The following is a 25,511-nucleotide window of genomic DNA, read 5'->3' on the forward strand; positions in this document are numbered from 1 at the left end:
TGCTGCTTTTTTGCGTTTCTTATGAATGGCTCTGACCCCTCTAATTTTAAAAATTTTATAAAGGGTGTGTAGTTATGAATTTTGGCCAAGTATTAACAGCAATGGTTACCCCGTTTGATCAGAATGGCGAAATTGACTTTAACGCGACGAAAACGTTGGTTGAGCATTTAATTACAAATGGCACAGACGGCTTAGTTGTAGCTGGTACAACTGGAGAGTCTCCAACATTAACCACAGAAGAAAAAATTGAATTATTCAAATGTGTTGTAGAAGCTGCTGCTGGAAGAGTCCACGTCATCGCTGGAACTGGCTCAAACAACACGCAAGCTTCGATGAGCTTAACGAAACTTGCAGAGGAAACAGGAGTCGATGGTATTATGCTCGTTGCTCCATACTATAATAAGCCGTCTCAAGAAGGCTTGTACCAGCATTTTAAAACGATTGCCGAATCAACCTCTCTACCAGTTATGCTTTATAATATCCCAGGGCGAAGCATAGTTAACATTTCTGTTGAAACAGTTGTTCGTCTATCAGAGATCACTAATGTTGTGTCAATTAAGGAAGCAAGTGGCAACTTGGATGCCATGGCAGAGATTATTAGCAAAACACCTAGCGACTTTACACTATACAGCGGCGATGATGGGTTAACAATACCAGTATTAGCAATTGGCGGGGCAGGAGTTATTTCAGTTGCTTCCCACATCATTGGCAATGATATGCAAGAAATGATTAATGCCTTCAAAAATGGCGATGTCCAAAAAGCTGCTGCTACACATCGCAATCTGCTTCCAATTATGAGAGCATTATTTATTGCGCCAAGTCCTTCACCAGTAAAAGCTGCATTAAATCTAAATGGAATACAAGTTGGCGGTGTTCGTTTGCCAATGGTTCCTTTAAGCAATAAAGAGCAAAGTGCACTAGAAAAAGTTCTGCAAGCTAGCGGCATTAACGCTACCTGTTGAAATAAATAAAAACAGGTTAGGAGAGAGAGCATAGCTAAAACGACCGATTCAATCGATACATTAAGGCAAGATTGGTACCCAAAGCTCAAGATGGATGAATCATCATTTAGCTAACTTCTAAAAATAGAAAAACTCCCTTAACGCATTGGGGGAGTTTTTCTGTTTTTTTATGTATGTATACTATATACATCTTCAGTTGCCATCCAGAGGGAGACCTATTTCACTATATGTTCATTCTTCTGTCGGTATTGGTGCAAGAACTTATATCTTAGTCAACACGATTCCGCATAGAGTAAGAATAATTCCTATTAATTGATATTTTTTAAGTCTCTCTTTAAAGATAATTAAGCTCCCAATTAAAACAACAATACAATTTAAACTAATGATTGGATAAACCACACTGGATGGACCTTCCTTTAGGGCGAATAAATAACAGCTGTAACCAATCGTACTTAATATACCAACTAGTATACCTATCTTTATTTCAATTTTATGTGCAGTTAATTTTTTAAATTCTTTCCGAGCTAATAAACTTAAATAGACAGCTCCTCCGCCATACATTGAAACAAGCATTTCACCCATACTAAAGTGCTGATACGTGCTGAATTTCATAATAACACCAACTGTGCCGATAGATAGAAGAGCTAAACAGCAGCTCAAAATCCATAATTTATACTCTATGTGTGCCGTTTTGTTTGGTTGATACTGAATAATACAAGCTGCCAATATAATAATGACGATACCAATCCAATTTGTTAAAGGAATGGATTGAGGAAATAATAAGGATGTAGCTATAACAACAATGACTGTATTCATCGCAATAATGGTAGATGTAATACTCGCAGGTCCTTTCTCAAAGGCTTTCGACATTTGGATATTGCCATTGGCATTTAAGATACCGATTAGTGCCCCCGTTAAAATAGGTAAAATGTGAAATTCAAAACTTCCTTTAATAATAGTAAATAATAAGAGGATAAAAAAAGAAATCCAATAAAAGAAAAGTTGAATACACACTTTAGATAAATGTTGAAGGGCACCCCATTTAAATAAAGTATTGTTTACTCCGAAGCATACAGCTGTCCCTAAAGCAGATATAAACCATAACATAGTGTGTAATTCCTTCCTAGTAGTTTTTATACTACTAAATTATACAATTTATATAATAGTTTTAATATTTCAATTTAATGAAAAATAGCTTCGGATAACTCTTTTGTAAAAGTATAAAGATGAGAAGTATAAATTTATTACGAACCTAAGGGCTGTGCTCTTTTATTAAAACCTCGTTCCCTATCATTCTTACACCTTTTTACTGTCCAATAAAATGCGATGAATTTTTCAAATCCATTCACCATTTTCTTCTCATTAAAACCTAAAGCTTTGTATCCTAAAACTCAAATGGACGTTTTAGAAGATGAGGTGCGGGAATCAAGTGAAGTAAGACAATGATTAAATAAAGGAGGAGTTGCTATGAATATAACAGAAGTGATGACTTCTAATATTGAGACAGGTAACCTTAAAAGTTCATGTGGTGAGATAGCTAATATGATGAAGAATGTAGATGTAGGAGTTATTCCAATTTGTGAAGATGATAAGCTAATAGGCCTAATAACGGATCGTGATTTAGTCGTCAAGGGATTAGCTAATAATTTTAATACGAATACACAAATATCTGAAATGATCAATACTGATGTCATTACCGGTACAAAATACATGTCTGTAGAGCAGGCTTCAGATCTCATGTCTCAGCATCAAATACGCAGACTTCCTATTGTAGAAAACGGAAAACTCATTGGAATGCTTTCTTTGGGAGATTTAGCGGTAAGTAATACTTCAAATAAAGAAACAGGAAAAGTTCTTGAGAATATTTCAGCTCCTGCTGAATTTAATAAATAAACAAGCAACAGATTTTATTTATAAATAGTTTCTTTTTTAGTTTTTAAAATAAGTATGAAGAAGGAGTGGACATGACTCCTGTCAATAGAAAGTAATAAACGAGCCTTTTTTGTACTTCATGCTATAGGTAAGGGTAAGCCAATGAAAATTAGCTTGCCCTTAATTTATACATGACAAAGATTAATTGTAAATTTACCCCTTCTAGTCTCGTTGCTATGTTTGCAGTGAAAAAGCTATTTTAAATTGGAAATAATACTATTAAATTGCAATCGCTCTCAGCTTATTATAGATTAAAGATATCGAAACGTTTCGCCTGGAGGTTTTTAAATGGCTACAATGAAGGATATATCTAAAAAAGCTAATGTTTCCCTTTCTACCGTGTCAGCTGTAATTAATCAATCAGCATATGTCAGTCCGGCACTTACCAATAGAGTGATGCAGGCAATTAAAGAATTAAATTATAAACCAAATGCAGTAGCACGAAGCTTGAAAAAAAAGAGAACTAACACGGTTGGTGTCATAGTTTCAAATCTTTCAAATCCCTTTTATCCCCCATTGATCGAAGGTATAGAAGATGTATCGTTTAATAATAATTTCAATGTAATCCTGTGTAATGTATCAAATGGACATAAAAAGATTTTGACTTATTTAGAACTAATGCTGGAAAAGCAGGTTGACGGTCTCTTATTAGCTAATATTGCTAATTCGGAGGATCTAAATGAAGTTGAAAAATCAGGATTAAAATATGTTTTAATCAATAGAAAACCCTCATTTTATGATAAAAATTTTGTCGGAGTTAATAATCCACTCTCTTCTGAGCTAGCAGTTAATCATTTAGTAAGACAAGGCTATAAAAGAATCGCTTTTTTGGGAGGTGATTTGGGAATCAATACTGCGAGAGAAAGAAAAGCAGGATTTATGAGTTGCATGACTCTAAATGGATTGGATATTGATCCAATGCTTATCTTTGATGGAGAATATTCCTTAGAATCAGGATATACCAATGTAAAAAAGATGATTGAGCAAGTGGAAGTATTACCAGAGGCCATTTGTACTGCAAGTGACATAATAGCTTTCGGAGTGATAAAGGGACTAAGAGATTCTGGTATTCGTGTTCCAGAGGACATTTCAGTTATTGGAAATGATAACAATTCCTTTTCTGAAAATTTCCTTGTTCCTTTGTCCAGTATTGACCATTCTACATATGATATGGGTAAAATATCCATGGAGTTTCTATTGGAAATGATCAAAGAAAAAGATGAAACTCGGGCTAGACAAATCATACTTACCCCATCTTTAGTAGTACGCGAAAGCTGTGGATATAAAAAAAATAAGATTGATAAACTTTATTAAATCAACTTTAGGGTAACAATATAAGAAAGTTAAAGGGGTTAAATTAATTTAATGTCATTGATACTAAGAAGTAAAAACACAGGCATCATTGAAAAGCTAAAAATTGTTTTTCAAAAACGTATTCACATATTTGATGGACGCGTCTCTATAACAGCCGTTATAGAGACGCGTCTTTAATTTGTCTTAATATTTAACAGCTTGCTTATTAATTTTTTCTTTGTAAAGGAGTATCGTAGAGTCAAACCACAGAATATCAATCAATACTAACGTATGCATTCATCTTTTTATGGTTATTAAACCATTTAATAGTCCTGGTTCTTTTAATATTTTGTGGGTGTGATACCGAAGAATTTCATGCTAATTTTCTTGTTTTTATAGATTCTAAGACTCTGAATGTTGTCTAAGTATTAGTATGTAATATAAGTAACTAAATTGTTAAACAAATATAGAGTATCATCGCACGTAACTGCTTATTATTTCGATAGTAGGGGGTAGATCACCAATAATATTCTGAATTTCTTTAGAAAGTTCTTGATTTTGCAAACGCTAACAAATTATAATAAGTATTGACGAAACGTTTCGCTAATATATTTATCAAATTTAAATTAAAACTTTTTAAAAGCTTGTAAAATAGGAATTTAATAATAAAATTTGGTTATTTTTTATTATTTATGTGACTTTTATGTTGTGTTTTCATCGAAACGTTTCGCTAAAACACCAGTAATGTTAAACAAATGGAGGGGTTTTTTTGGAAAAATTAATTATTACTGTTGCTCCAACTGGAGCTCAGACAACTCGCAAACATACTCCTTATGTACCTTTTACTCCAAAGGAAATTGCCGATTCTGTTTATGAAGCGTGGCAAGCAGGGGCGTCTATAGCCCATATTCACGTAAGAGATGAAGACGGAAATAATTCTCTTGATTTAGGTACCTATGTAGAAGTCGTTAATCGCATAAAGGATAAATGCGATATTATTATTAACTTAACGACAGCTGGTGGAGTGGCCATGAACGATGAAGATCGTCTTCGAGTATGTGAATTAGGATCTGAGTTGGCAACTTTTGATGCTGGTTCAATGAATTTTGGTAGTGATGTATTTCTTAATTCACCTAATTTTCTGGAGCGCTTGGCAAAAAAAATGAAGGAGTATGAGATAAAGCCTGAGATTGAAATATTCGATGTCGGTATGATTGATAATACCTTGCGAATTGCTAAAAAGGGCTTCATCGACTCCCCCTTTCATTTTCAGTTTGTTTTAGGTATAAGGGGAGGGATGGCAGCTACACCCAAGAATTTATTATTTTTAGCTGAAAGTATTCCTGCCGGTTCAACTTGGTCGGCAATTGGAGCAAGTAAAGATCAATTAGCTATCAACACAATGAGTATTATAATGGGGGGACATGTTCGCGTAGGAATGGAGGACAGTGTCTATTATCGACAGGGTGAATTGGCGAAAACCAACGCTCAATTTGTAGAAAGAATTGTAGGTTTATCTCAAACTTTAGGAAGAGATGTCGCTACTCCGAACCAAGCTAGAGAAATTTTAGGTTTGGATAATTCAAAGCGCTTGAAGGGATTAAGTAGCATTGGTAAATAATCTAGGAAATCTTGGCTGCTCTTTGCTTTTCCAAGCATCAATCCGGTCAGATTCTTTTAATTCTCCTTAAAATGAGTAAAAGGAGAGGATGAGCACCTCTGAATAAAGTAATATTGTAGATTGAATAATTTCGACCCATCGTGTGGGATCGAAGAAGACACAAAAAAGGCATTAAAAGAGAGCATTATAATTATTCTGAAACTTTAAATTTTAATAGCCTTTTTATTTATTTATCAATTTTAGTAGAAGAAAATGCACTTAATAAACTTGAGTTCATTCAATAAATTAATCATTCTCCAGGGAGGAATACATATGAGAATTGCAATAATGGGTTCAGGTTCCTTAGGAACTATAATAGGAGCCTTAATTACTGCAGGAGGACAAAAAGTAGATTTAATCGATATCAATAAGGAACATGTATCCGCGCTCAATCATTCCGGTGCAAAGATTACTGGCTTTATGGATCTTTGCGTTCCTGTAAAGGCCATGTTACCCCATGAAATTACTGGTCAATATGATTTAGTTTTTTTATTAACTAAACAGGTTTACAATCAGGCTTCTTTAGAACAATTGCTTCCGCATCTTCACTCTACTAGTATCGTCTGTACGTTGCAAAATGGTATACCTGAGGACTTCGTTGCTGCTTATATTGGACATGAAAGAACCATTGGTGGTGTTGTAGGATTTGGTGCTACCTGGCTTGGTCCAGGTGTATCCGAACTTGCAACAGAAACTCGAATTTTAAAAAAATATGCGTTTGATATTGGTGAATTAGATGGATCAATAACTCCTCGACTCAAGGAAGTAAAAAGAATTTTAGATTTAGTTGGTCATTGTGATATCTCTTCTAACATCATGGGAATAAAATGGGCAAAATTATTAATGAATGCAACATTTAGTGGCATGTCAGCTGCATTAGGCTGTTGTTTTGGGAAGGTTTTAGCCAGTGATCCAGCAATGGTTAGCTTAGCCTACATTGCAGACGAAACTATAAAGGTTGCCCATGCTTATGGAATTAAATTAGAGAGGATTCAAGGAAAAGATATGAAGGTTCTTGAACTTCAAGATGAAAATGATATATCTAATAAAATGGATTTTTATCAAGAGGTTTGGGGACCACATAGTAATACAAAAGCGAGCATGTTACAAGACTTGGAAAAGAAAAGAAAAACTGAAATTGACTTTATCAACGGTTTTATTTGTAGAAAGGGGAGGGAGGCAGGAATAAAAACTCCTTATAATGATTTAGTTGTCAAATTAGTGAAGGAAGCTGAAAAAAAAGGTAGTTCTCCAAGATTTACAGATAATATAAAGCACTTTAATCCCAATTTATTAAGTATGCGTAAAATGAGCTTCAAAGAATAGCGTGCTATATAGTCTGAAGTAAAGCCTCCACGGATTTACAGAATAGGGAAGAGGAGCAACCAATAAATAGATTGTGTATTCTATGGGACTTTAAATAATAGATGTTAGATCACTTATAGGCTTCTGAAAATTTCGTAAACGGTCCTTTTTTCATACGTTTTATATTGTAAAAACTAACTATTTATTAAAAATAAGGAGGATTGTATGGATCTTATTGTTATTCTTTTATCTTTAGGACTGCTTATGTTTATTGCTTATCGAGGGTTTTCAGTAATTCTTTTTGCGCCGCTTTGTGCGTTGTTTGCAGTCTTGTTGACTGAGCCATCATACGTACTCCCTTTCTTTTCTAATATTTTCATGGAAAAGATGGTTGGTTTTGTTAAGTTATATTTTCCGGTGTTCCTTTTAGGAGCTATATTTGGAAAAATAGTTGAAATGTCTGGAGTGGCAAAATCTATTGCTCAAACTATAATCAGTTGGGTGGGACCTAAACGAGCAATTTTAGCTACTGTACTACTAAGTGCAATACTGACTTATAGTGGTGTAAGTTTGTTTGTTGTTGCCTTTGCTGTTTACCCGTTTGCTTCCAACATATTTCGTGAATCAAATATTCCCAAACGCCTGCTCCCCGCAACTATTATTTTAGGGGGCGCAACATTTACGATGGATGCCTTACCTGGAACGCCACAAATACAAAATGTAATTCCTACTACCTTTTTTAAGACAGATATTTACGCTGCTCCAATGCTAGGGATAATTGGTGGGGTTATTGTTTTTTCTGTTGGAATGATTTATTTAGAATCACGTTCTCGAAAGGCTCGCAAAGCTGGAGAAGGATATTCAGGTTTTGAAGGTAATGAAGTAGAAATGGCAGCCACTATCCAGGCTGAAGAGGAGAATTATTCAATAAACCTCAAGACTTCAAACAGCCGTTCTCGTGAACTTCTTGCATTTGTCCCACTAATTCTTGTTGGGGTCACTAATAAATTTTTCACTACGATTATTCCTAAGTGGTATCCAAACGGATTTGATTTCTCTTCCATCGGCCTAGATTCTTTTGGGAAGGTCGAACTTTCCCAGGTTACTGGAATTTGGTCAGTAGAACTTGCCTTATTATTTGGAATAATTTCTACGATATTATATAACTGGAGAGAAGTACAATCCAAATTTAAAGAAGGGATAAATATTAGCATTGGTGGAGCTTTACTAGCAACCATGAATACAGCCTCCGAATATGGATTTGGCGGTATTATTGCTGCACTTCCTGGCTTTAGCGTTGTTCGAGATGGTGTTTCGCATATATTTACGAATCCACTTGTCAACGGAGCCGTAACAACTAATGTTTTGGCGGGAATTACCGGATCAGCTTCCGGAGGAATGGGGATTGCACTAAGCGTGATGGGTGAAAAGTATATGGAGGCGGCAGCCCAATATAACATTCCTCCAGAAGTCATGCACCGGGTAATTGCAATGGCTTCCGGAGGGATGGATTCACTACCCCATAATGGAGCAGTCATTACGATCCTTACCGTTTGTGGTTTGACACATGTTCAATCGTATCGTGATATTTTTGCTATCACTATTTTGAAAACGTTAACTGTCCTTATAATCATTGGAATCTATAGTTTAACTGGCATCGTTTAATATTTTATTTATTAGTACGTTTAAGATAGTATAAATAGGAATGTTATTTTGTATTAAGAGGCTCATTAGCTTTCTGTCCAAAAGTTTCATGAACAAAAAAACTACTGATACCTTGGGGTCACTCCCCTGGTGAGTCAGTAGTCTTTTCTGTTTTAGATTGTATGTAGTACTATTCTTAGTCACCAGAATTATGATTAGAATAAGTAAAAAGCCCCTAAAACTAATAAGGACTTTTATATTTCGTATTATTTGACGGCTTCTTTTTCTACCAATCATCCGCATTATATAAACTGACTTTGTATGTGCTATACATACTTTAGTGGTGAATGTTTTTACTGAATTTTCTTTTTACAGACTCAGCTATAGATATAATTAGTAGGGAGATAAGTGATGAGATAAAAGCAGTAAAGCTAATTGTTCCTACTCTCATACCAATCCATCCTCCGATAAGGAAACTTAAGATAACAATGCCAACACTAACCACTCCTACAACTAGAGGTGCTATATATTTAATAGTAGGTTTTTTTCTGCTGAGTGCATATGAAAGTACAATTAAACCAGCAATTATAATTGTAGAAACTATCTGTAAGTCACCCATTATTAACAGCCTTTAAATTCAAGATATCCATACTAGTATATTCTCCTAATGAAGTATCAAATAACACCTTGCTCAATCATAGCATCAGCAACTTTTATAAATCCGGCAATGTTTGCACCTACGACAAGATTACCAGGAGCGTTGTATTCTTGAGCAGCTTTCTTGCTAATTTGGTATATACTTTTCATAATCGCATGTAATTTACTATCGACTTCTTCAAAAGTCCAAGAAAGCCTAGTACTATTTTGAGCCATTTCTAATGCTGATACAGAAACACCACCAGCATTTGCTGCTTTAGCAGGGGCAAATAAAATATTGTTCTCTAAGAAAATCTCGACAGCTTCTAATGTAGATGGCATATTTGCACCTTCACCAATTGCTTTTACTCCATTGGAAACTAATAATTCTGCAGAGTTTTGATCGATTTCATTTTGAGTAGCACATGGTAAAGCAATATCACATGGTACTGTCCAAATCCCATTACAACTTTCCACGTAAACCGCTTCGGGATAATCATTTACATAAGTACTTATGCGTTTCTTTTCTACTTCCTTAATCCGTTTAACTGTCTCTAAGTTAAGACCATCTTTGACATAGATATAACCATTCGAATCGCTGCACGCGACCACTTTAGCCCCTAGCTGCATCGCTTTTTCAATTGCATAAATTGAGACATTTCCTGACCCTGACACAACAACTGTACTGCCTTTAAAGCTGAGATTATTATCTTTTAACATTTCTTCAACAAAGTAAACTGTTCCATATCCAGTTGCTTCTTTACGAGCTAAACTTCCACCATAACTAAGGCCTTTTCCTGTTAGAACGCCTGCTTCAAAGGTGCTACGCATTTTTTTATATTGCCCAAACAAAAAGCCAATTTCTTTACTTCCTACACCAATATCACCCGCAGGAACATCCGTATCAGGTCCGATATATTTGCTAAGTTCTAGCATAAAGCTTTGACAAAAACGCATTATTTCTCCATCTGATTTTCCTTTAGGATCAAAATCAGCACCGCCTTTACCGCCGCCAATTGGTTGACCAGTTAAAGAGTTTTTAAAAATTTGCTCAAATCCTAAAAATTTAATAATACTTGCGTTGACAGATGGGTGAAATCTTAATCCGCCTTTATATGGACCAATCGCGCTACTATATTGGACGCGAAACCCTCGATTCACTCTAACATTTCCCATATCATCGACCCAAGGTACACGAAAAGAGATGACTCTCTCAGGTTCAACGATTCTCTCCAGAATAGCTTGGTTAATATACTGAGGGTTTTTAATAAGAACAGGTATTAAAGAATCGAATACTTCTTTGACTGCCTGATGAAACTCACTTTCACTTGGATTTCGTTTTTTTACTGTTTCAAATACTTGATTAACATAATTCTGCACGCTTTCTGTATTCGCCGATTGATTTTTTTCAATTGTTATCATACTTATCCGTCTCCTATTTACTAATTTATAATGAAAATTTAAAAAACTCGTCGTAATTTTTAGGGTTGTTAGTATAAAATATTTTATAATTGAAATAATGATCGAATCAATATAAAGAAACGATAATATCAATGCGTTTTATGCATTAACTAATAAGGAGGATATAAAATGGACTTTAGACAAATCCGTTATTTTATGGAGGTTGCTACACGCGAACACGTAACTGAAGCCGCTCATTCTTTACATGTAGCACAATCCTCGGTAAGTCGACAAATAGTAAATTTAGAAAATGAATTAGAAGTTGATTTGTTTATCAGAGAAGGAAGGAGGGTACATTTAACGCCAATTGGAAAAATATTTTTTGAACGAATGAAACATGCCATGAATGTGATAGACGATGCGAGACGTGAGGTTAAGGAATATTTAGATCCTGAAAAAGGAACAATACGCATTACTTTTCCAATAAGTTTAGCAGCGTATACGTTACCAACTGTAATCTATGCATTTAGATTGCGCTATCCGGAAGCAAAATTTCAGTTAAAACAAGCGCTTTACCTGGAATTAATTGAAGGTGTGATTAAAGGAGATTTTAACCTTGGCCTGATAGGTCCACTTCCTCTTAAAGAAAAAAAACTTCAACAAAAAGTTTTATTTACGGAAAATATTGTGGCTCTTTTGCCAATTCACCACCGCCTTGCAAAAGAATCCTCCGTAAAACTTCAAGAACTAGTAGACGAACCGTTTGTTTTATTACCTGAGGGTTTTGTCTTTCGAGATATTGTTGTGAATGCTTGTCAGAATCTTGGCTTCACACCAAATGTTGCCTTTGAGGGGGATGATATCGATGCGTTGAAAGGGTTAGTTTCTGCTGGTTTAGGTGTAACACTCATGCCAGAAGTCACGCTAGTCGATAGCTTGCCGCGCTCAACAGTTAAAATACCACTGGTTGAACCAAACGTAACAAGGACTGTAGGCGTTATTACCCCAAAGGAACGAGCACTACTTCCAACAGAAAAGTTATTTTATGATTTCCTACAGGAATTTTTCACTAGATTAGATGATTTTAAGAGCTGATTTATACTCAAGAAAAAGCACGTGATTAGCAGAGAAAAGTGATATATTACATTTTTTGTTACCTGGATCCCTTTTTGGGGAATATAAACAAAAAAGAATCCCTTGAAAACAAGGGATTTAAGAAAGGCTACGATTACGAATTATGCAGCTTTTATACATATGCTTATCTTTATAATAAATCGCTTTTATGAAAAAATATGTTGTAATTTACTTACTAACACACATTTCATATCTAGTTTTATAAAAAGCTGCCTCTCCTGACGCTCCGAGGCAGCTTTTTATCTCGTTAACATATTAACAATAGCTGTTCAGTCAACGTTACTTTGGTTTGTATAACAGTTTTTAAATACTTAAGTCTTTTGATTTTTTCTTAAATCTCAAGGGGTTTTTCTTTAAAAAGGGCAAGCATTCCGTCCGGAAAAGTTACTTTCACAGATAGATAACAATATTGAAAATAAAGTTTTCAATATTACATTGACAAGAATGCGAATCCTGCTTACAATTGAAAACGATTATCAACATCAAGTAGGAGGAGACACCGTTATGTCTAAGGGGAAAATTAGTCTGAAAATTAAGTTAACATTTGTGTTTATTTTAATTTTGTCAACATTATTAGTTGGTTGTTCAAATAATAATAATGGGGAATCAACATCGAAAGGCAGTCATGATAATATGCTTACGATTGCTTGGCCAAGAGATGTAGGGGAAATGAATCCACATGTCTACAACCCTTCACAATTATTTGCTCAATCTATGGTGTATGAACCATTAGTAAGCTATCAAGCTGGCGGTAAGATAAAATCAAGTCTAGCTAAGTCATGGGAAATCTCTGAGGACGGTAAAGTATACACGTTTCATTTGCGTGAAGGTGTAAAATTTTCTGATGGGACAGATTTTAATGCAGAAATTGTTAAAAAGAATTTTGATACTATTTTGAATAATGCTAAATTACATAGTTGGTTAGGTTTCATTACGAAAGTATCTCAAACAGAAGTAGTGGATAAAAATACTTTTAAATTAACGTTGACTGAACCATATTACCCAACAATTCAGGAGCTAGCTGTAGTTCGACCAGTTCGCTTTTTAGGTGAAGCTGGTTTTCCTAAAGATGGTGATACTTCAAAAGGGATTGTTAAACCCGTAGGTACAGGTCCATGGATTTTAGAAAAGTATAAAGCTGACGAATATGCTATTTACAAACGCAATGAAAATTATTGGGGAGAGCTTCCAAAAGTAGCAAAAATCAAAGTGAAAGTTATTCCGGATGCGGAAACGAGAGTGCTGGCATTTGAAAAAGGTGACTTGGACATGATTTATGGAGAAGGAGTTATCAGTCTAGATACGTTTAAACAATTAAAGTCTACTGGAAAATATGAAACTAGCGTTTCTGAACCGATTGCAACAAGACAGCTTGTTATGAATACAAAAACAGAACAGCTTTCAGATGAACGTGTACGTGAAGCGCTGCATTATGGTTTTAATAAAGATGCAATGGTTGAAGGAGTTACTTCAGGTTTAGAAGAGGAAGCAGACCATATCTTACCTGCAAATCTACCTTATACTAACGATATTGATGTTAAGTCAGTAGGCTATGATGTAGAAAAAGCAAAGGCACTATTGGACAAAGCAGGATGGAAACTTCCTAAAGGAAAAACGGTTCGTGAAAAAGATGGAAAATTGCTTGAAATTGAGCTAATGTATGATTCAGCAGAATCCATTCAAAAGGCAATGGCAGAAACTCTCCAATCTGAATGGGCGGCAATTGGTGTGAAATTAAACATTGTGGGCGTTGAATTAGCAGACCAAGTTCAAAGATTTAAAGATAATAAATTTGATATTAATTTCTTTAGTAACTATGGAGCTCCTTATGATCCTCATACATTTTTAAACATTGTCGCATCAAAAGGATATGGATTTAATGAAGCTATTTCAGCATATCCAAATAAAGATGAGTTAATCAAACAAATGGTGAAGGTTCCTCAAACAACAGATGAAAAAGAACGTCAACAGCTTTATGCGTCTATTTTAAAGTCGCTACAAGATCAAGGAGCTATTATTCCTGTTTCTTATATTAAGAAAACAGCCATTTATCAAAAAAACGTAACAAACTTTAAGTTCCCTGCTAATCGTGACGAGAATCCATTCACAGGAATTAGCATCAAACAGTAAATAGCAGGAGGTTTTCATGGGCAATTATATACTAAAACGAATTATGTCCATCATTCCAGTTTTTCTTTTGGCTGCACTTCTCACGACTGGCATGATTCATCTTTCACCGGTGGATCCAGCTGAAGCTTATTTAACAGCAGCACACATCCAGCCGACTGATGAGATCTTGGCTCAAAAAAGACATGAGTTTGGTTTAGATCAGCCATTCTTTATTCAATATGTAAACTCTATTATGAAGATATGCCAACTTGATTTTGGCATATCTTATGTTTCAAATAAGCCCGTTTGGAATGAAGTTATATATCGAATACCAGCTACCGTTCAACTAGCCATAGCGAGTATATTAATAGCGGTGTTTGTCAGCGTGCCTCTTGGGTTTCTCGCAGGAGTAAAGAAAGGCAGCGTTATTGATCATTTTAGCCGTTTACTCTCCTTTTTTGGTGCGTCTATTCCAACTTTTTGGCTAGGCTACATACTGGTTTTTTTCTTTTCTGTTAAGCTTAATCTTTTTCCAGTAGAGGGAATCGGAACATGGCAGCATCTTGTACTGCCTTCCATTACGCTAGCTCTTCCTTTAATAGCAATGTATACAAGATTGTTACGTGCGAGTGTTCTTGAAAACTTGCAACAACCATATGTGCTATTTGCTCGAACTAGAGGACTTAAAGAAAAAACGATTATGACAAAACATGTGCTGAGAATTGCTATTTCCCCAATGATAACTGGGCTTGGAATGAATCTTGGAAAATTGCTTACGGGCACAATTATCGTTGAATCGGTTTTTTCTTGGCCTGGATTTGGGCGTTATTTCATTGAAGCTATTTTTAATCGTGATATACCTGTTATACAATGCTACGTGCTAATAGCAGCCAGTTTGTTTATTTTGAGTAATTTAATTGTAGATATAGTTCAAATGTATATAGACCCGCGTATTTCCAGGAAAGAAGGACAGCATCGATGATAACAAGTATACGTACGATATTTAAAAGTCAAAAAGTAATTCCCATATGTTCAACAATATTAGGTATTCTTTTTATCATCGCCATATTGGCCCCTTGGATTACACCAAATGATCCCATTGCCGTCAATTTAGCTTATAAATTGCAGCCTCCAAGCTGGGATTTCCCATTAGGAACTGATCATTTAGGAAGATGTAACTTGTCACGTATTTTATATGGAGCACGCATCTCATTAGGTTTTGCTATACTTATTTTCATTTCATCGTTAGCAATTGGTTTAATTATTGGAACGTTTTCAGGTTATAAAGGTGGTTGGATTGATCATATTTTAATGAGATTTTGCGATGGTGTTATGGCTTTTCCAAGCCTTATTCTTGTACTAGGATTGGTTGGTATATTTGGACCTGGACTGTCACAAGTAATCTTAGCGCTGATGCTTGTACAATGGGTTTATTACGCGAGAATGTTCCGAGGAATGGTCCTTAGTTTGAAAGAACAGAACTTCATCTCCGCTGCGAAGATCAGCGGTTCTTCTCAATGGAAGATCATTAAAAATCATATTATCCCCAATGTGTTACCTCCGCTTGTTGTAATGGGTACGTTGGAAATGGGATGGGCTATCATGGATATATCTGCTATGTCTTTTCTGGGATTAGGCGTCCAGTCTCCTACACCTGAATGGGGAGCAATGATTCACGAAGGAAAATCATATATTCGGACGAATCCAGAACTGATGCTTTATCCAGGTTTGTCTATTATGCTTGTTATTGTTACATTCAATCTATTAGGCGAAGCGTTATCAGAACGTTACGGTGTCAAACGTCGATTTTGAAAAGGAATGAAGAAAGTTGGGAACAGAAGAGTCAAAAGTGTTACAAGTTAGAGATTTACGTGTTCAAATAAAAACAAAAAATGGTGTTGCAACTCTTGTTCAAGATATAAATTTTGAACTGAAGCCTGGGGAAATTCTTGGTCTTATTGGTGAAAGCGGTTGTGGTAAAACCGTTACAAGCATGTCCATTCTCCAGCTCCTCAATCGTAAGGAAACAACAATTGAAGGGAGCATAACGCTAAAAGGCCAAGAATTAAATGGTTTAGCTGAGAAAGAAATGCGTAAGGTTCGTGGAAAGGATATAGCCTTTATTATGCAAAACCCGATGAATGCTTTTACGCCAGTTTTTACTATTGGACACCAATTTATTGAGACTATTCGCTCTCATACGCATTGGAATAAAAAACAGGCAACAGAGCTTGCCGTTGAGTCAATGAAACAAGTGAATTTACCTGACCCTGACAAGCTTTTGAAATACTATCCTTTTCAACTGAGTGGGGGTATGCTTCAACGATTAATGATTGCTATTGCCGCAAGCCTGCATCCAGCTATTATTATTGCAGATGAACCGACAACCGCGTTAGATGTAAACAATCAGAAGAATGTACTACATCATTTAGATAAAATTCGTTCTGAATATGGTTCAGCAATTTTATTAATCTCTCACGACCTAGGAGTTATCTCTGAAATGGCAGATGAAGTAGCCGTTATGCAACATGGGAAAATAGTAGAAAAAGCAGGTGTATTTCAGCTATTTGATTCACCAACGCATGAGTATACAAAGAAACTGCTAAATGCAAGACCAGCATTATATTTAGAAGAACCTGTGATCAACTTAATTTGATATGTAAAAAGCATTTTATAAGAGGTGAACAAGTGAGTTTATTACAAGTAAATGAAGTCACTCATAGCTACGGAAACCGAACGTTTTTCAAATGGCAAAATCGTTCTAAGAAAGTACTTTCTGATATCTCCTTCTCTATTGAAGAAGGGACATGCTTAGGAATGCTTGGTACGAGTGGAGCCGGTAAAAGTACTTTAGGAAAAGTAATTCTCGGCTTGGAAAAGCCACAGCATGGACAGGTTCTTTTTCAAGGACATGACATCTATACTGTAGATAAATATACTCGCCAAAAAATTCGGCGTGATCTTCAAGTTGTTTTTCAAGATTCGTACTCAGCAGTTAATCCCCGAATGACGGCTGAACGTATTATTGCAGAACCGTTAGAAAACTATGAAAAATTAACATTGGCTGAACAAAAACGAACCGTGATTGAGTTATTAGAAAGAGTAGGGCTTGATGAAAAAGACTTAAAAAAATATCCGCATCAATTTAGCGGCGGTCAGCTGCAAAGGATCAATATTGCAAGGGCAGTCTCTCTTAAGCCAAAGCTCATTGTTTTAGACGAATCTGTAAGCAGTCTAGACATGGTTACGCAAACTCTCATTTTAGAACTATTAAAGGAGTTAAAAGAAGACTTTGGTCTGTCGTATTTTTTTATTACACATGATATCAAAGCTGCTTATATGATTAGCGATACATTAGGTGTATTAGAAAAAGGAGAATTAATCGAATACTATAATTCGAAAAATCAGTTCTTTACTTCAAAAGATCCTGTGGTAAAAGAGATGAGAGGTTCTATACTTGCAGAGCATCCGCGTTTTCGTTCAATTAGAGCAAGAAATAATCATATCTAATTTAAAGGTATACCCATGTATTTAAAGGCCTCGATTTCATCCACGTAATCGAGGCTATTGCTTTTGTGTTTAACTCAAAATGATAGAAGGAGGCCGGTTGGATGAATCATCGTACGTATCTTACTTTGGCGATTCCCCTGACAATCTCAACGATGACTACGCCCTTATTAGGTGCGGTTGATACTGCTGTTGTAGGGCAACTTCCAGCTCCAGCTTATATTGGAGGAGTTGCGGTAGGAACTCTTATTTTTAATACGTTATATTGGGTATTTGGCTTTTTAAGAGTTAGTACATCCGCCTTTGCCGCACAAGCAAATGGGGCAAGTGATCCAGATCAGGGAGTACTTGCTTTATCCCGGCCATTTTTATTAGCTGTAATAGTAGGGCTGCTTTTTATTCTTTTACAATGGCCAATTGAACATGCCGCTCTCTTAGTAATTTCTCCTGATGCTGATGTAAGTAGGTTTGCAGTAGAATATTTTAGGATTAGAATATGGGGAGCACCTTTTACACTGATGAACTATGTAATTCTTGGTTGGTTAATGGGAATGGCTAAGATTAAAGAATCTCTATGTTTACAGATACTTACAAATGTTTTGAATATGTTTTTAGCTATTCTTTTTGTCCATGTTTTTTCTTTTGATGTACAAGGAGTCGCTACAGCAACCTTGATTGCTGAAGTTACAGCCTTCATATTAGGAGTATTCATTATTTTGAAAGCATCTCCGTTTAAATGGAAAATGCCATCAATTCAGGCACTTATGGATACAAATTCTATGAAGAAGATGTTTAATGTTAACAAGGATTTGTTTATTCGTACTATTTGTTTACTGGTCGTTATTAATATGTTCACAGCAAAAGGTGCTTCGTTTGGCACAGAATTTCTAGCTGCAAATGCTGTATTATTTCAAATCCACTACATAATGGCTTATTTCTTTGATGGATTTGCTAATGCTTCCAGTATTCTTGTTGGTAAAGCAGTAGGGTCAAATGATAAAGAGCTATATAAAAAAATACTTACTTTATCTAGGCAGTGGTCGGTAATAACAGCAGTTACTATAGCCAGTTTATATGCACTTTTTCAAGAGCAGGTTATTGGGCTATTTACAAATTTGCCTGATGTGATCGAACTTTCACTTACGTATGGAGTATGGCTTATCATCTATCCCTTTGTTGCTTGTTTTGGCCTTGTCCTTTATGGGGTTTTTACAGGAGCAACTGAAATTGCTCCCGTTCGAAATTCTATGATTTACGCGATGATTGTCTATATCATTATACAGATTACAGCAACTCCTATCTGGCATAATCATGGCCTATGGCTGGCTTTCATCATCTATACTATGGGGCGATCAGGGTTCCTAGTTATGTACACTCCTCAATTAAATAAAAAATTGTTACAGCTAAAGGGAGAAGGCTGAAAAATTTATAACAAAATAGCGCCAGTTCATTCATGAGGGAATCCTTCAAAAGCGGATATACTAACGGTGCTGCTACTATCCTAAATAGATAGGTTATTAAGAAAGTAGCCAGGGAGGACGGCCTCCTTTCTTAATAAAGGTGTGTTAAATGATTAGTGGATTTTTATCTAAGTAAAGCAAGAAATAAGAAAGCCGCCAAGTGCTTTTTTAAGAAAGCTTTGGCTTTTTTATACGTTTCCAAAGTTTAATTCTCTTTTACAAACAATTGTCCTTGCTCTAAAAATATATAGATTTCTACTAAGAAATAAAAAATTCGTTATCTGTCCCGACTGAATAAAAAAATTCCATTCATCATCTTATAATAAATTTCTTTATTGAAAACAGCAATACGAATCTAACGGATTCGTATTTTCCAGTGACATTCAAAATACTTCCCAAGCAATAGAAAGAAGAGGTTTTGAACGTTTATAATTAGGTTAAACATAAGGTAACAAATTATTTTTTATTTATTCTGTATATTTAAATTATTCGTTCGTAGTGGTACAATAAAATGATGGAAAGAAGATATGATGCTTCTTTCTTAATAAAGGATGAAGAAATATGGATATTAAGACTCAGCAAACAAAGCTGGCGAATAATGTGGGCAAATTGTTACGAGATAACTTTGGAAAAGGCCCTGAGGCTGTTCATGTTACGATATATGAACCTTATGTTGTTATTTATGTCAGCGGCTTCGTATCACCTATGGAGCAAGTACTGTTAAACCAAAATGAAGAACTTCAGGTTATGACTACAAGAGAGCTGTTGGTAAAGACTCTTGAACCTCAAATCACTGGGCAAATTAAAGGGATTACAGACCTCGACATACAGCACTTATATTATGATTGGAACTTAGATCACCACTCCGGAATTTTTGTGGGAGTGTGTCTGGACGATTTGAAAGCCGATTTGACTGAGGGGGACCCTTACCCAGGAAAACAAGCAATTCATGATCGAATTATAAAGATGAGTGAGATTGCCCAAAAAGGACCTGAAAAAATTTCTTCATATAAATTAAGCGATCGTACATTGGTCATCGTACGCGAGGGAATACTGGTGGCTATTGAAAAGCAGCTAATTTCGTTAGGTTTTGATGACACCTTACGCATCTCTAAACGTCCTTTGGAAAAAGGAATCTTACGACAAAACGATGACTATGATGAAATATTAAATGCGGACATTCTTGATATTTTTGTAGATTGGGATTTTGAAAAGGATAATAGTATTATTACACTTATCTTAAAACCAAAAAATTAATGAGGCAGTAATGAATTGGACACACTGTGCCAAACATAAGCCGAGGAAGCAAAGGACATACCTTTTCTTTTTCGGCTTATTTTTGTTGTCTAAAAAGAGTAAGTCCTTTTGTAACGGAATAATCCCCTAAAACAGCACCTGAAAATAGGATGTGCCAACAGAAAGGATTTGGTCGGGATGGCTGATAATCATGAGATTGTATTGTTTATGAAAGAGCTTCATCGATTGTTGCAGGATTACCAAAAGTATGACAATGAATTACACAAAGAAGAAATTAGCAAGGATATACTACTTTTAAGTACCATTATCTATGGAAGTAAAATTGGAATTTTAAATAAAAGAAGAATCTTTAAACACAGGAAATACAAAGCTAAACAGAAACCAATCTATTAAAGTTATACTAGTATGCCTCGTTTACACTTTATAAAAAGTGAATTCTTATTGCCGAAAATGATCTTATGAGGAAGAAGGATTTTTCATAAAACATCACGAATAGTATACCTTATGAAACTAGAAACTAGGTGCACCATCTATGGATAAAACGAAACTGGAAAAAGAATTAAGTAGCTATATGGGAAGGTTACTTCGTGAAAACTTTGGAAGAGGTCCTGGAGGTGTATTCACCGTCATTTCTCCTCCTTTTATAACCGTTTATTTTAAAGCCTTTTTATTACCTTTAGAAAAGACTTTGTTAGACAAGGGACAAGTTATCTATGTTCAAAAAACACGTGATTTGTTAATGGAGACTCTAATTGAAGAGATAAAAGGATATATACAATTAAATATACATTTAGATATTGAAGAATTTTATTATGATTGGAATTTAGAGCTGCAGTCTGGGATGTTTATCATGATCCATTCGGATAAAGAAAACATAGCTAATCATTCCTATAAAAATCAGAAATTGCTGCATAAAGAAGTTGAGGAAGTAACTCAAAAAGCAGAAAAGTTCCCTCACAATGTTTCTTCTTATCTATTAGATCAGAGAACACTTCTTATAATCAGGGAAGGTATTATGGTAACTATAGAGAAAGAATTAGTTCAATTAGGATTTGAAGAAAACCTTACTTTGGCTAAAAGAAATCTCGAAAAAAAGCTACTTCATGAACATAGTCAATCGTTAGAAGTAATTTTAGATTCAAAGATAACAGATATACTAGTAGCATGGGACTTTCATAAAGATAAAAGTACAATTCTTCTGATTTTAAACCCAACTTCATAACGGCATTGATAAGCTAGGCACTGAACTAGATGTAGGCCAAAAAGAAAGGTTATGTAACCTTTCTTTTTGGCCTATTGTTTTTTTACTACTATTAAAATAAAGAAAGTGGTGATAATTATGCTATTTCAATCGGATGAAAGAAAGGAACTTTTAACTGTTGAGATACACACGGAAGTGGATATAGTAGAAGCGCGTCAGAAAGGGCGAATGTTTTCTAACTGCTTAGGCTTCAGCGCACTTGATCAGGCCCGAATTATTACCACTATTTCAGAATTATCCAGAAATATATATAAATATGCCACTAACGGAAAAATTACAATGGAAATAATAGAGAAAAAACCTGAAATAGGACTCAAAATAATAGCTATAGATAAAGGACCAGGCATTAAAAATATTCAAAAAGCGCTAGAAAGTGGCTATACAACGTCAGGAGGGTTAGGCGTTGGTTTATCAGGGGTGAAAAAATTAATGGACGAATTCACCATATCATCTCAAGAAGACCATGGCGTTAACATCCAGGTTATAAAATGGAAAAAAAGAAATAAGTAAAAGGAACACAAGTTAAACTGTAAACATTTATCTACAACAGTAGGTAAAGATTTGTATAGATTTATCAGTAGCTAGACTGAAAAATCTATTTTTCATTAAGCACTATTAAGGTCAAAAAATTTTAAAAAGTTTAAGAAAGAACGGACTTCCTCTTTACAAAAGACTCCTTTATTGAATAGGAGATAGCTTCTAAAAACATCATCCCCTGATGATCCTGCTCTAGGATAAGGTTAAGATAAGATATTTCACATGCGTGAGTTGGTACCTTCAGCATGTGTTTCTCCTCTATTAACTCTTAGCAGTAGGACAAAAATGTTTCTTCGTAGTAGTCACAAGAGGCTTAGAAACATGAAAAAAAGGTGTAGAAAAGTATGAGCAATTGTATTTAATCGTTAAAATAATTGATCATAATCAAGCCTCAAAAACCATAGATTCTTGGAAATTATTAATAATGATAATTGTGATATAAACAGTGCAAGTATATAATTGTGTGAAAAAAGGATGGATACTATGCCGATTAATTCGTTTGAAAACTATCCGATGAGCTGGAAACCATCTGTTGATAAAACAAGAAAGCCTATTTACCAAGCCATTGCAGGACAATTGGAACAGGATATTATCAAGGGAGTTTTATTACCTGGAACAAAACTTCCTCCACAGAGAGAGCTAGCCGATTATTTAGATTTAAATTTGAGTACGATTTCAAAAGCATTTAAAGTGTGCGAGCTAAAGGGTTTATTAAGTGCTACTGTTGGAAGCGGTACATTCGTATCGTATGATGCGTTATCCAATGCGTATTTACTCGAAGATATAAAGCCTAGCCACTTAATTGAAATGGGCGCGACATTGCCAGACAATGATTCATACGAGCCACTTCTCCTTCAACTAAAAGATATGCTACAAGAGACTGATTACGAAAAGTGGTTTAGTTATGGGAGGCCAGGTGAAAGTCTTTGGCAAAAAGATGCAGCTGTAAAGCTGATGAGAAGAGGCGGATTCAAAACAACAGTTGATCACATTTTATTTGCAAATGGAGGACAAAATGCAATTGCTGCAATACTAGCGAGTCTTTGTCAGCCTGGAGATCGCATCGGGGTTGATCATCACACTTATCCAGGTTTAAAAACGGTTGCAGCTATGCTTAGTGTGCAATTAGTACCGATAAAATCAAAGAATTATGAAATGAGTCCAACTGCTTTTGAATATGCATGTAAAAATGACAATATTAAAGGCATTTACTTGATACCCGACTATCATAATCCAACTGCTTGCTGTATGTCCGTTAAAAACCGAGAAAGGCTTGCTGTGATTGCAAAAAAATATAACCAATTTATTATTGAAGATGCAACGTATCATCTCCATCATGAGCGACCAATGCCAGCAGTGGCATCATATGCACCAGAACAAGTCATCTATATTGCGAGTTTATCAAAATCAATAGCACCAGGGTTACGACTAGCATATGTAGCAGCACCTAGTCGATTTAAAGAGCCTATTTCAAAGGCACTTTATAATTTAAATATATCAGTTTCACCATTATTAGCAGAGCTAACAGCACGTATTATTGTGTCAAATCAATTTGAACCCTTAGTAGAGAATCATCGTGAACAAGCTATTCTCAGAAATCGAATTGCAAATCAATATTTAGAAAATTACACGTGTTTAGGTATGGAAACTGGTATATTTCGTTGGTTACTATTACCTGAAAAGATTACAGGTGCAGAATTTGAAACATTAGCTGCGCAGCAGGGCGTACAAGTGTATGCAGCAGAACGCTTTGTAGTTGGAAACAGTTGTCCAGACAGAGCTGTAAGAATCGCTATCTGTGCACCAAAAACGATTGGAGAGCTTGAGCAAGGATTGATTATCCTTAAACGTTTACTTAACGACTATTTATAATATTGTTTGCCATACAATTATAATATTGTATGGCTTTTTTATCCATGTTATGATAATCCAAATCTAGTGAGAATATTTTCAAAAATAGAATGAGTTTTCTGAAAGGAAGGTTATGATGGTACACGAGGATCATGTAAAAGCTTCAGACAACCAATCAACTTGTTTACAAGAATATGTTAATTCACCAGAGAAACAAAAAGCTTTATATAAACGCACCTTATTTGTTGTAAGTGTTTCTCAAATCTTTGGCGGTGCAGGATTGACAGCAGGAGTTACTGTCGGTGCACTTATTGCACAACAAATGCTTGGTACAGATGCCTATGCAGGAGTACCGACGGCTCTATTTACTTTAGGATCTGCAGGAGCTGCTTGGTTAGTAGGAAAGCTTTCTCAAAAAAAAGGGCGACGTGCAGGACTTACGACGGGTTTTATTCTAGGGGGAGTTGGAGCGATTGGTGTTATTTTTTCTGCCATTCTTAATAGTATTTTTCTTCTTTTTTTTTCGCTCCTCGTTTATGGATCAGGAACAGCTACTAATCTACAAGCGCGTTATGCAGGAACAGATTTAGCCAAAGCAAAACAACGGGGGACCGCTGTTAGTATGGCCATGGTTTTCACTACATTTGGAGCCGTTGCAGGCCCGAATTTAGTTGATGTGATGGGGAATTTTGCTCTTTCTATTGGTGTCCCAGCACTTGCAGGCCCTTTCATTTTAGCAGCAGCTGCATATATAGTAGCTGGTCTTGTATTTTATATTATGCTGCGTCCGGATCCGTTACTGATTGCAAGAGCAATAGAAGAGAATAAACAAGAACGTAACGCTCAAAAAAATTTAACAAATACTCAGCAATCAACGAACAAAAAAGGAGTGGCTGTTGGGGCCACAGTTATGGTCCTTACTCAAATTGTAATGGTTGCTATAATGACCATGACGCCTGTGCACATGAGACATCATGGCCACGGGCTAACTGAAGTAGGGGTTGTAATTGGCTTTCATATTGGTTCCATGTATCTTCCTTCACTATTTACAGGGGTCTTAATTGATAAAATTGGACGAACGGCGATGACAATTGCTTCAGGAATTATCCTTCTTTTAGCTGGGCTGGTAGCAGCTATAGCACCGAGTGATTCAATGGTTCTTCTAGTGGTTGCTCTATCGTTACTTGGATTAGGATGGAACTTAGGTTTAATTAGCGGGACAGCTCAAATAGTGGATGCTACAGAACCATTAACACGTGCGAAAATACAAGGTACTATAGACGTTTTAATTGCTTTAGCAGGAGCTTCAGGAGGAGCTTTATCAGGAATAGTTGTGGCTCAATCAAGTTATGCCGTTTTATCATTAAGTGGAGGAATTCTATCTTTGATATTAATTCCGGTTATCATATGGGCTTATAGGAGTACAGGTGAAAATAAAGTTAAAGTAGGTCAAGGACTTTAATTTATCTGTGGTATGGAAGCCTGGCTCTCAAATAAATGATGTTACTCAAATTTACTTGTATTCTTCCACTTTCGTTTAAATAATAAACTTATTGGCAATC

Annotated in this window: 22 protein-coding genes and 1 pseudogene; 20 read left to right on the forward strand and 3 right to left on the reverse strand. The window is 35.5% G+C overall.

The window, feature by feature from the left end:
• The first annotated feature begins 74 nt into the window (after positions 1-74).
• Positions 75-962 (forward strand): 4-hydroxy-tetrahydrodipicolinate synthase, encoded by an 888-nt coding sequence (dapA, locus tag BG04_RS19930; RefSeq protein ID WP_034653067.1) that lies wholly within the window; start codon positions 75-77, stop codon positions 960-962.
• Between the two features lie 261 nt (positions 963-1,223).
• On the opposite strand, the gene BG04_RS19935 is transcribed toward dapA, so the two are convergent.
• Positions 1,224-2,069 (reverse strand): DMT family transporter, encoded by an 846-nt coding sequence (locus BG04_RS19935; protein WP_034653065.1) that lies wholly within the window; start codon positions 2,067-2,069, stop codon positions 1,224-1,226.
• Positions 2,070-2,429: 360 nt separating this feature from the next.
• On the opposite strand from BG04_RS19935, the gene BG04_RS19940 reads away from it, so the two are divergent.
• The 5 genes from BG04_RS19940 (at position 2,430) to BG04_RS19960 (ending at position 8,817) form a co-directional block, all read left to right on the forward strand.
• Positions 2,430-2,855 carry a CBS domain-containing protein gene (locus BG04_RS19940; RefSeq protein ID WP_034653064.1) on the forward strand — a complete coding sequence of 142 codons (426 nt, stop codon included), beginning with the start codon at positions 2,430-2,432 and terminating at the stop codon, positions 2,853-2,855.
• A 327-nt stretch (positions 2,856-3,182) separates the two neighbouring features.
• Positions 3,183-4,208 (forward strand): LacI family DNA-binding transcriptional regulator, encoded by a 1,026-nt coding sequence (locus BG04_RS19945; RefSeq protein WP_034653063.1) that lies wholly within the window; start codon positions 3,183-3,185, stop codon positions 4,206-4,208.
• Positions 4,209-4,956: 748 nt separating this feature from the next.
• Positions 4,957-5,808 (forward strand): beta-keto acid cleavage family enzyme, encoded by an 852-nt coding sequence (locus BG04_RS19950; RefSeq protein WP_034653062.1) that lies wholly within the window; start codon positions 4,957-4,959, stop codon positions 5,806-5,808.
• Positions 5,809-6,120: 312 nt separating this feature from the next.
• Positions 6,121-7,173, forward strand: a complete 1,053-nt coding sequence (locus BG04_RS19955) for a ketopantoate reductase family protein (RefSeq protein WP_034653060.1) — start codon at positions 6,121-6,123, stop codon at positions 7,171-7,173.
• Positions 7,174-7,377: 204 nt separating this feature from the next.
• Positions 7,378-8,817 (forward strand): GntP family permease, encoded by a 1,440-nt coding sequence (locus BG04_RS19960; RefSeq protein WP_034653058.1) that lies wholly within the window; start codon positions 7,378-7,380, stop codon positions 8,815-8,817.
• 316 nt (positions 8,818-9,133) lie between these two features.
• Here the strand turns inward: BG04_RS19960 and BG04_RS29900 are convergent, their stop codons facing one another.
• On the reverse strand, positions 9,134-9,415 hold the full coding sequence (locus BG04_RS29900) for a YesK family protein (protein ID WP_034653056.1): 282 nt from the start codon (positions 9,413-9,415) through the stop codon (positions 9,134-9,136).
• Between the two features lie 56 nt (positions 9,416-9,471).
• On the reverse strand, positions 9,472-10,854 hold the full coding sequence (gene gdhA, locus BG04_RS19970; protein ID WP_051975620.1) for an NADP-specific glutamate dehydrogenase: 1,383 nt from the start codon (positions 10,852-10,854) through the stop codon (positions 9,472-9,474).
• A 168-nt stretch (positions 10,855-11,022) separates the two neighbouring features.
• Here gdhA and gltC point away from each other — a divergent pair, with 168 nt between their 5' ends.
• From gltC to BG04_RS20035, 14 genes and pseudogenes are all read left to right on the forward strand, one after another.
• Positions 11,023-11,928: a glutamate biosynthesis transcriptional regulator GltC gene (gene gltC, locus BG04_RS19975; RefSeq protein WP_013082612.1), complete on the forward strand. Its 906-nt coding sequence runs from the start codon at positions 11,023-11,025 to the stop codon at positions 11,926-11,928.
• A gap of 543 nt (positions 11,929-12,471) precedes the next feature.
• Entirely contained in the window at positions 12,472-14,097 is a 1,626-nt protein-coding gene (nikA, locus tag BG04_RS19980) for a nickel ABC transporter substrate-binding protein (RefSeq protein WP_034653054.1), read from the forward strand.
• A 16-nt stretch (positions 14,098-14,113) separates the two neighbouring features.
• On the forward strand, positions 14,114-15,058 hold the full coding sequence (nikB, locus tag BG04_RS19985) for a nickel ABC transporter permease subunit NikB (protein ID WP_013082614.1): 945 nt from the start codon (positions 14,114-14,116) through the stop codon (positions 15,056-15,058).
• Complete coding sequence (gene nikC / locus BG04_RS19990) at positions 15,055-15,888, forward strand: nickel ABC transporter permease subunit NikC (protein WP_034653052.1); 834 nt, start codon at positions 15,055-15,057, stop codon at positions 15,886-15,888. The genes nikB and nikC overlap by 4 nt, the downstream gene beginning before the upstream one ends.
• A gap of 16 nt (positions 15,889-15,904) precedes the next feature.
• Complete coding sequence (gene nikD, locus BG04_RS19995; RefSeq protein ID WP_034653050.1) at positions 15,905-16,732, forward strand: nickel import ATP-binding protein NikD; 828 nt, start codon at positions 15,905-15,907, stop codon at positions 16,730-16,732.
• 32 nt (positions 16,733-16,764) lie between these two features.
• On the forward strand, positions 16,765-17,586 hold the full coding sequence (gene nikE, locus BG04_RS20000; protein WP_034653048.1) for a nickel import ATP-binding protein NikE: 822 nt from the start codon (positions 16,765-16,767) through the stop codon (positions 17,584-17,586).
• 101 nt (positions 17,587-17,687) lie between these two features.
• Positions 17,688-19,004, forward strand: a complete 1,317-nt coding sequence (locus BG04_RS20005) for an MATE family efflux transporter (protein ID WP_034653046.1) — start codon at positions 17,688-17,690, stop codon at positions 19,002-19,004.
• A 155-nt stretch (positions 19,005-19,159) separates the two neighbouring features.
• Positions 19,160-19,246, forward strand: a pseudogene (locus tag BG04_RS30330) (IS6 family transposase); the annotation flags it as partial.
• Between the two features lie 358 nt (positions 19,247-19,604).
• Positions 19,605-20,300 (forward strand): Na-translocating system protein MpsC family protein, encoded by a 696-nt coding sequence (locus BG04_RS20010; RefSeq protein ID WP_034653045.1) that lies wholly within the window; start codon positions 19,605-19,607, stop codon positions 20,298-20,300.
• Between the two features lie 177 nt (positions 20,301-20,477).
• Positions 20,478-20,693 (forward strand): hypothetical protein, encoded by a 216-nt coding sequence (locus BG04_RS20015; protein WP_034653043.1) that lies wholly within the window; start codon positions 20,478-20,480, stop codon positions 20,691-20,693.
• 139 nt (positions 20,694-20,832) lie between these two features.
• Positions 20,833-21,522 carry a Na-translocating system protein MpsC family protein gene (locus BG04_RS20020; protein WP_034653041.1) on the forward strand — a complete coding sequence of 230 codons (690 nt, stop codon included), beginning with the start codon at positions 20,833-20,835 and terminating at the stop codon, positions 21,520-21,522.
• 117 nt (positions 21,523-21,639) lie between these two features.
• Positions 21,640-22,071 carry an anti-sigma regulatory factor gene (locus BG04_RS20025; RefSeq protein WP_034653039.1) on the forward strand — a complete coding sequence of 144 codons (432 nt, stop codon included), beginning with the start codon at positions 21,640-21,642 and terminating at the stop codon, positions 22,069-22,071.
• A gap of 510 nt (positions 22,072-22,581) precedes the next feature.
• The gene (locus tag BG04_RS20030) at positions 22,582-23,970 is read left to right on the forward strand and encodes an aminotransferase-like domain-containing protein (RefSeq protein WP_034653037.1); all 1,389 of its coding nucleotides are present in this window, start codon (positions 22,582-22,584) and stop codon (positions 23,968-23,970) included.
• A gap of 112 nt (positions 23,971-24,082) precedes the next feature.
• Entirely contained in the window at positions 24,083-25,411 is a 1,329-nt protein-coding gene (locus BG04_RS20035; protein WP_230586574.1) for an MFS transporter, read from the forward strand.
• The last annotated feature ends 100 nt before the right edge of the window (positions 25,412-25,511 follow it).

This window comes from Priestia megaterium NBRC 15308 = ATCC 14581 (assembly GCF_000832985.1).
Lineage (GTDB): Bacteria > Bacillota > Bacilli > Bacillales > Bacillaceae_H > Priestia > Priestia megaterium.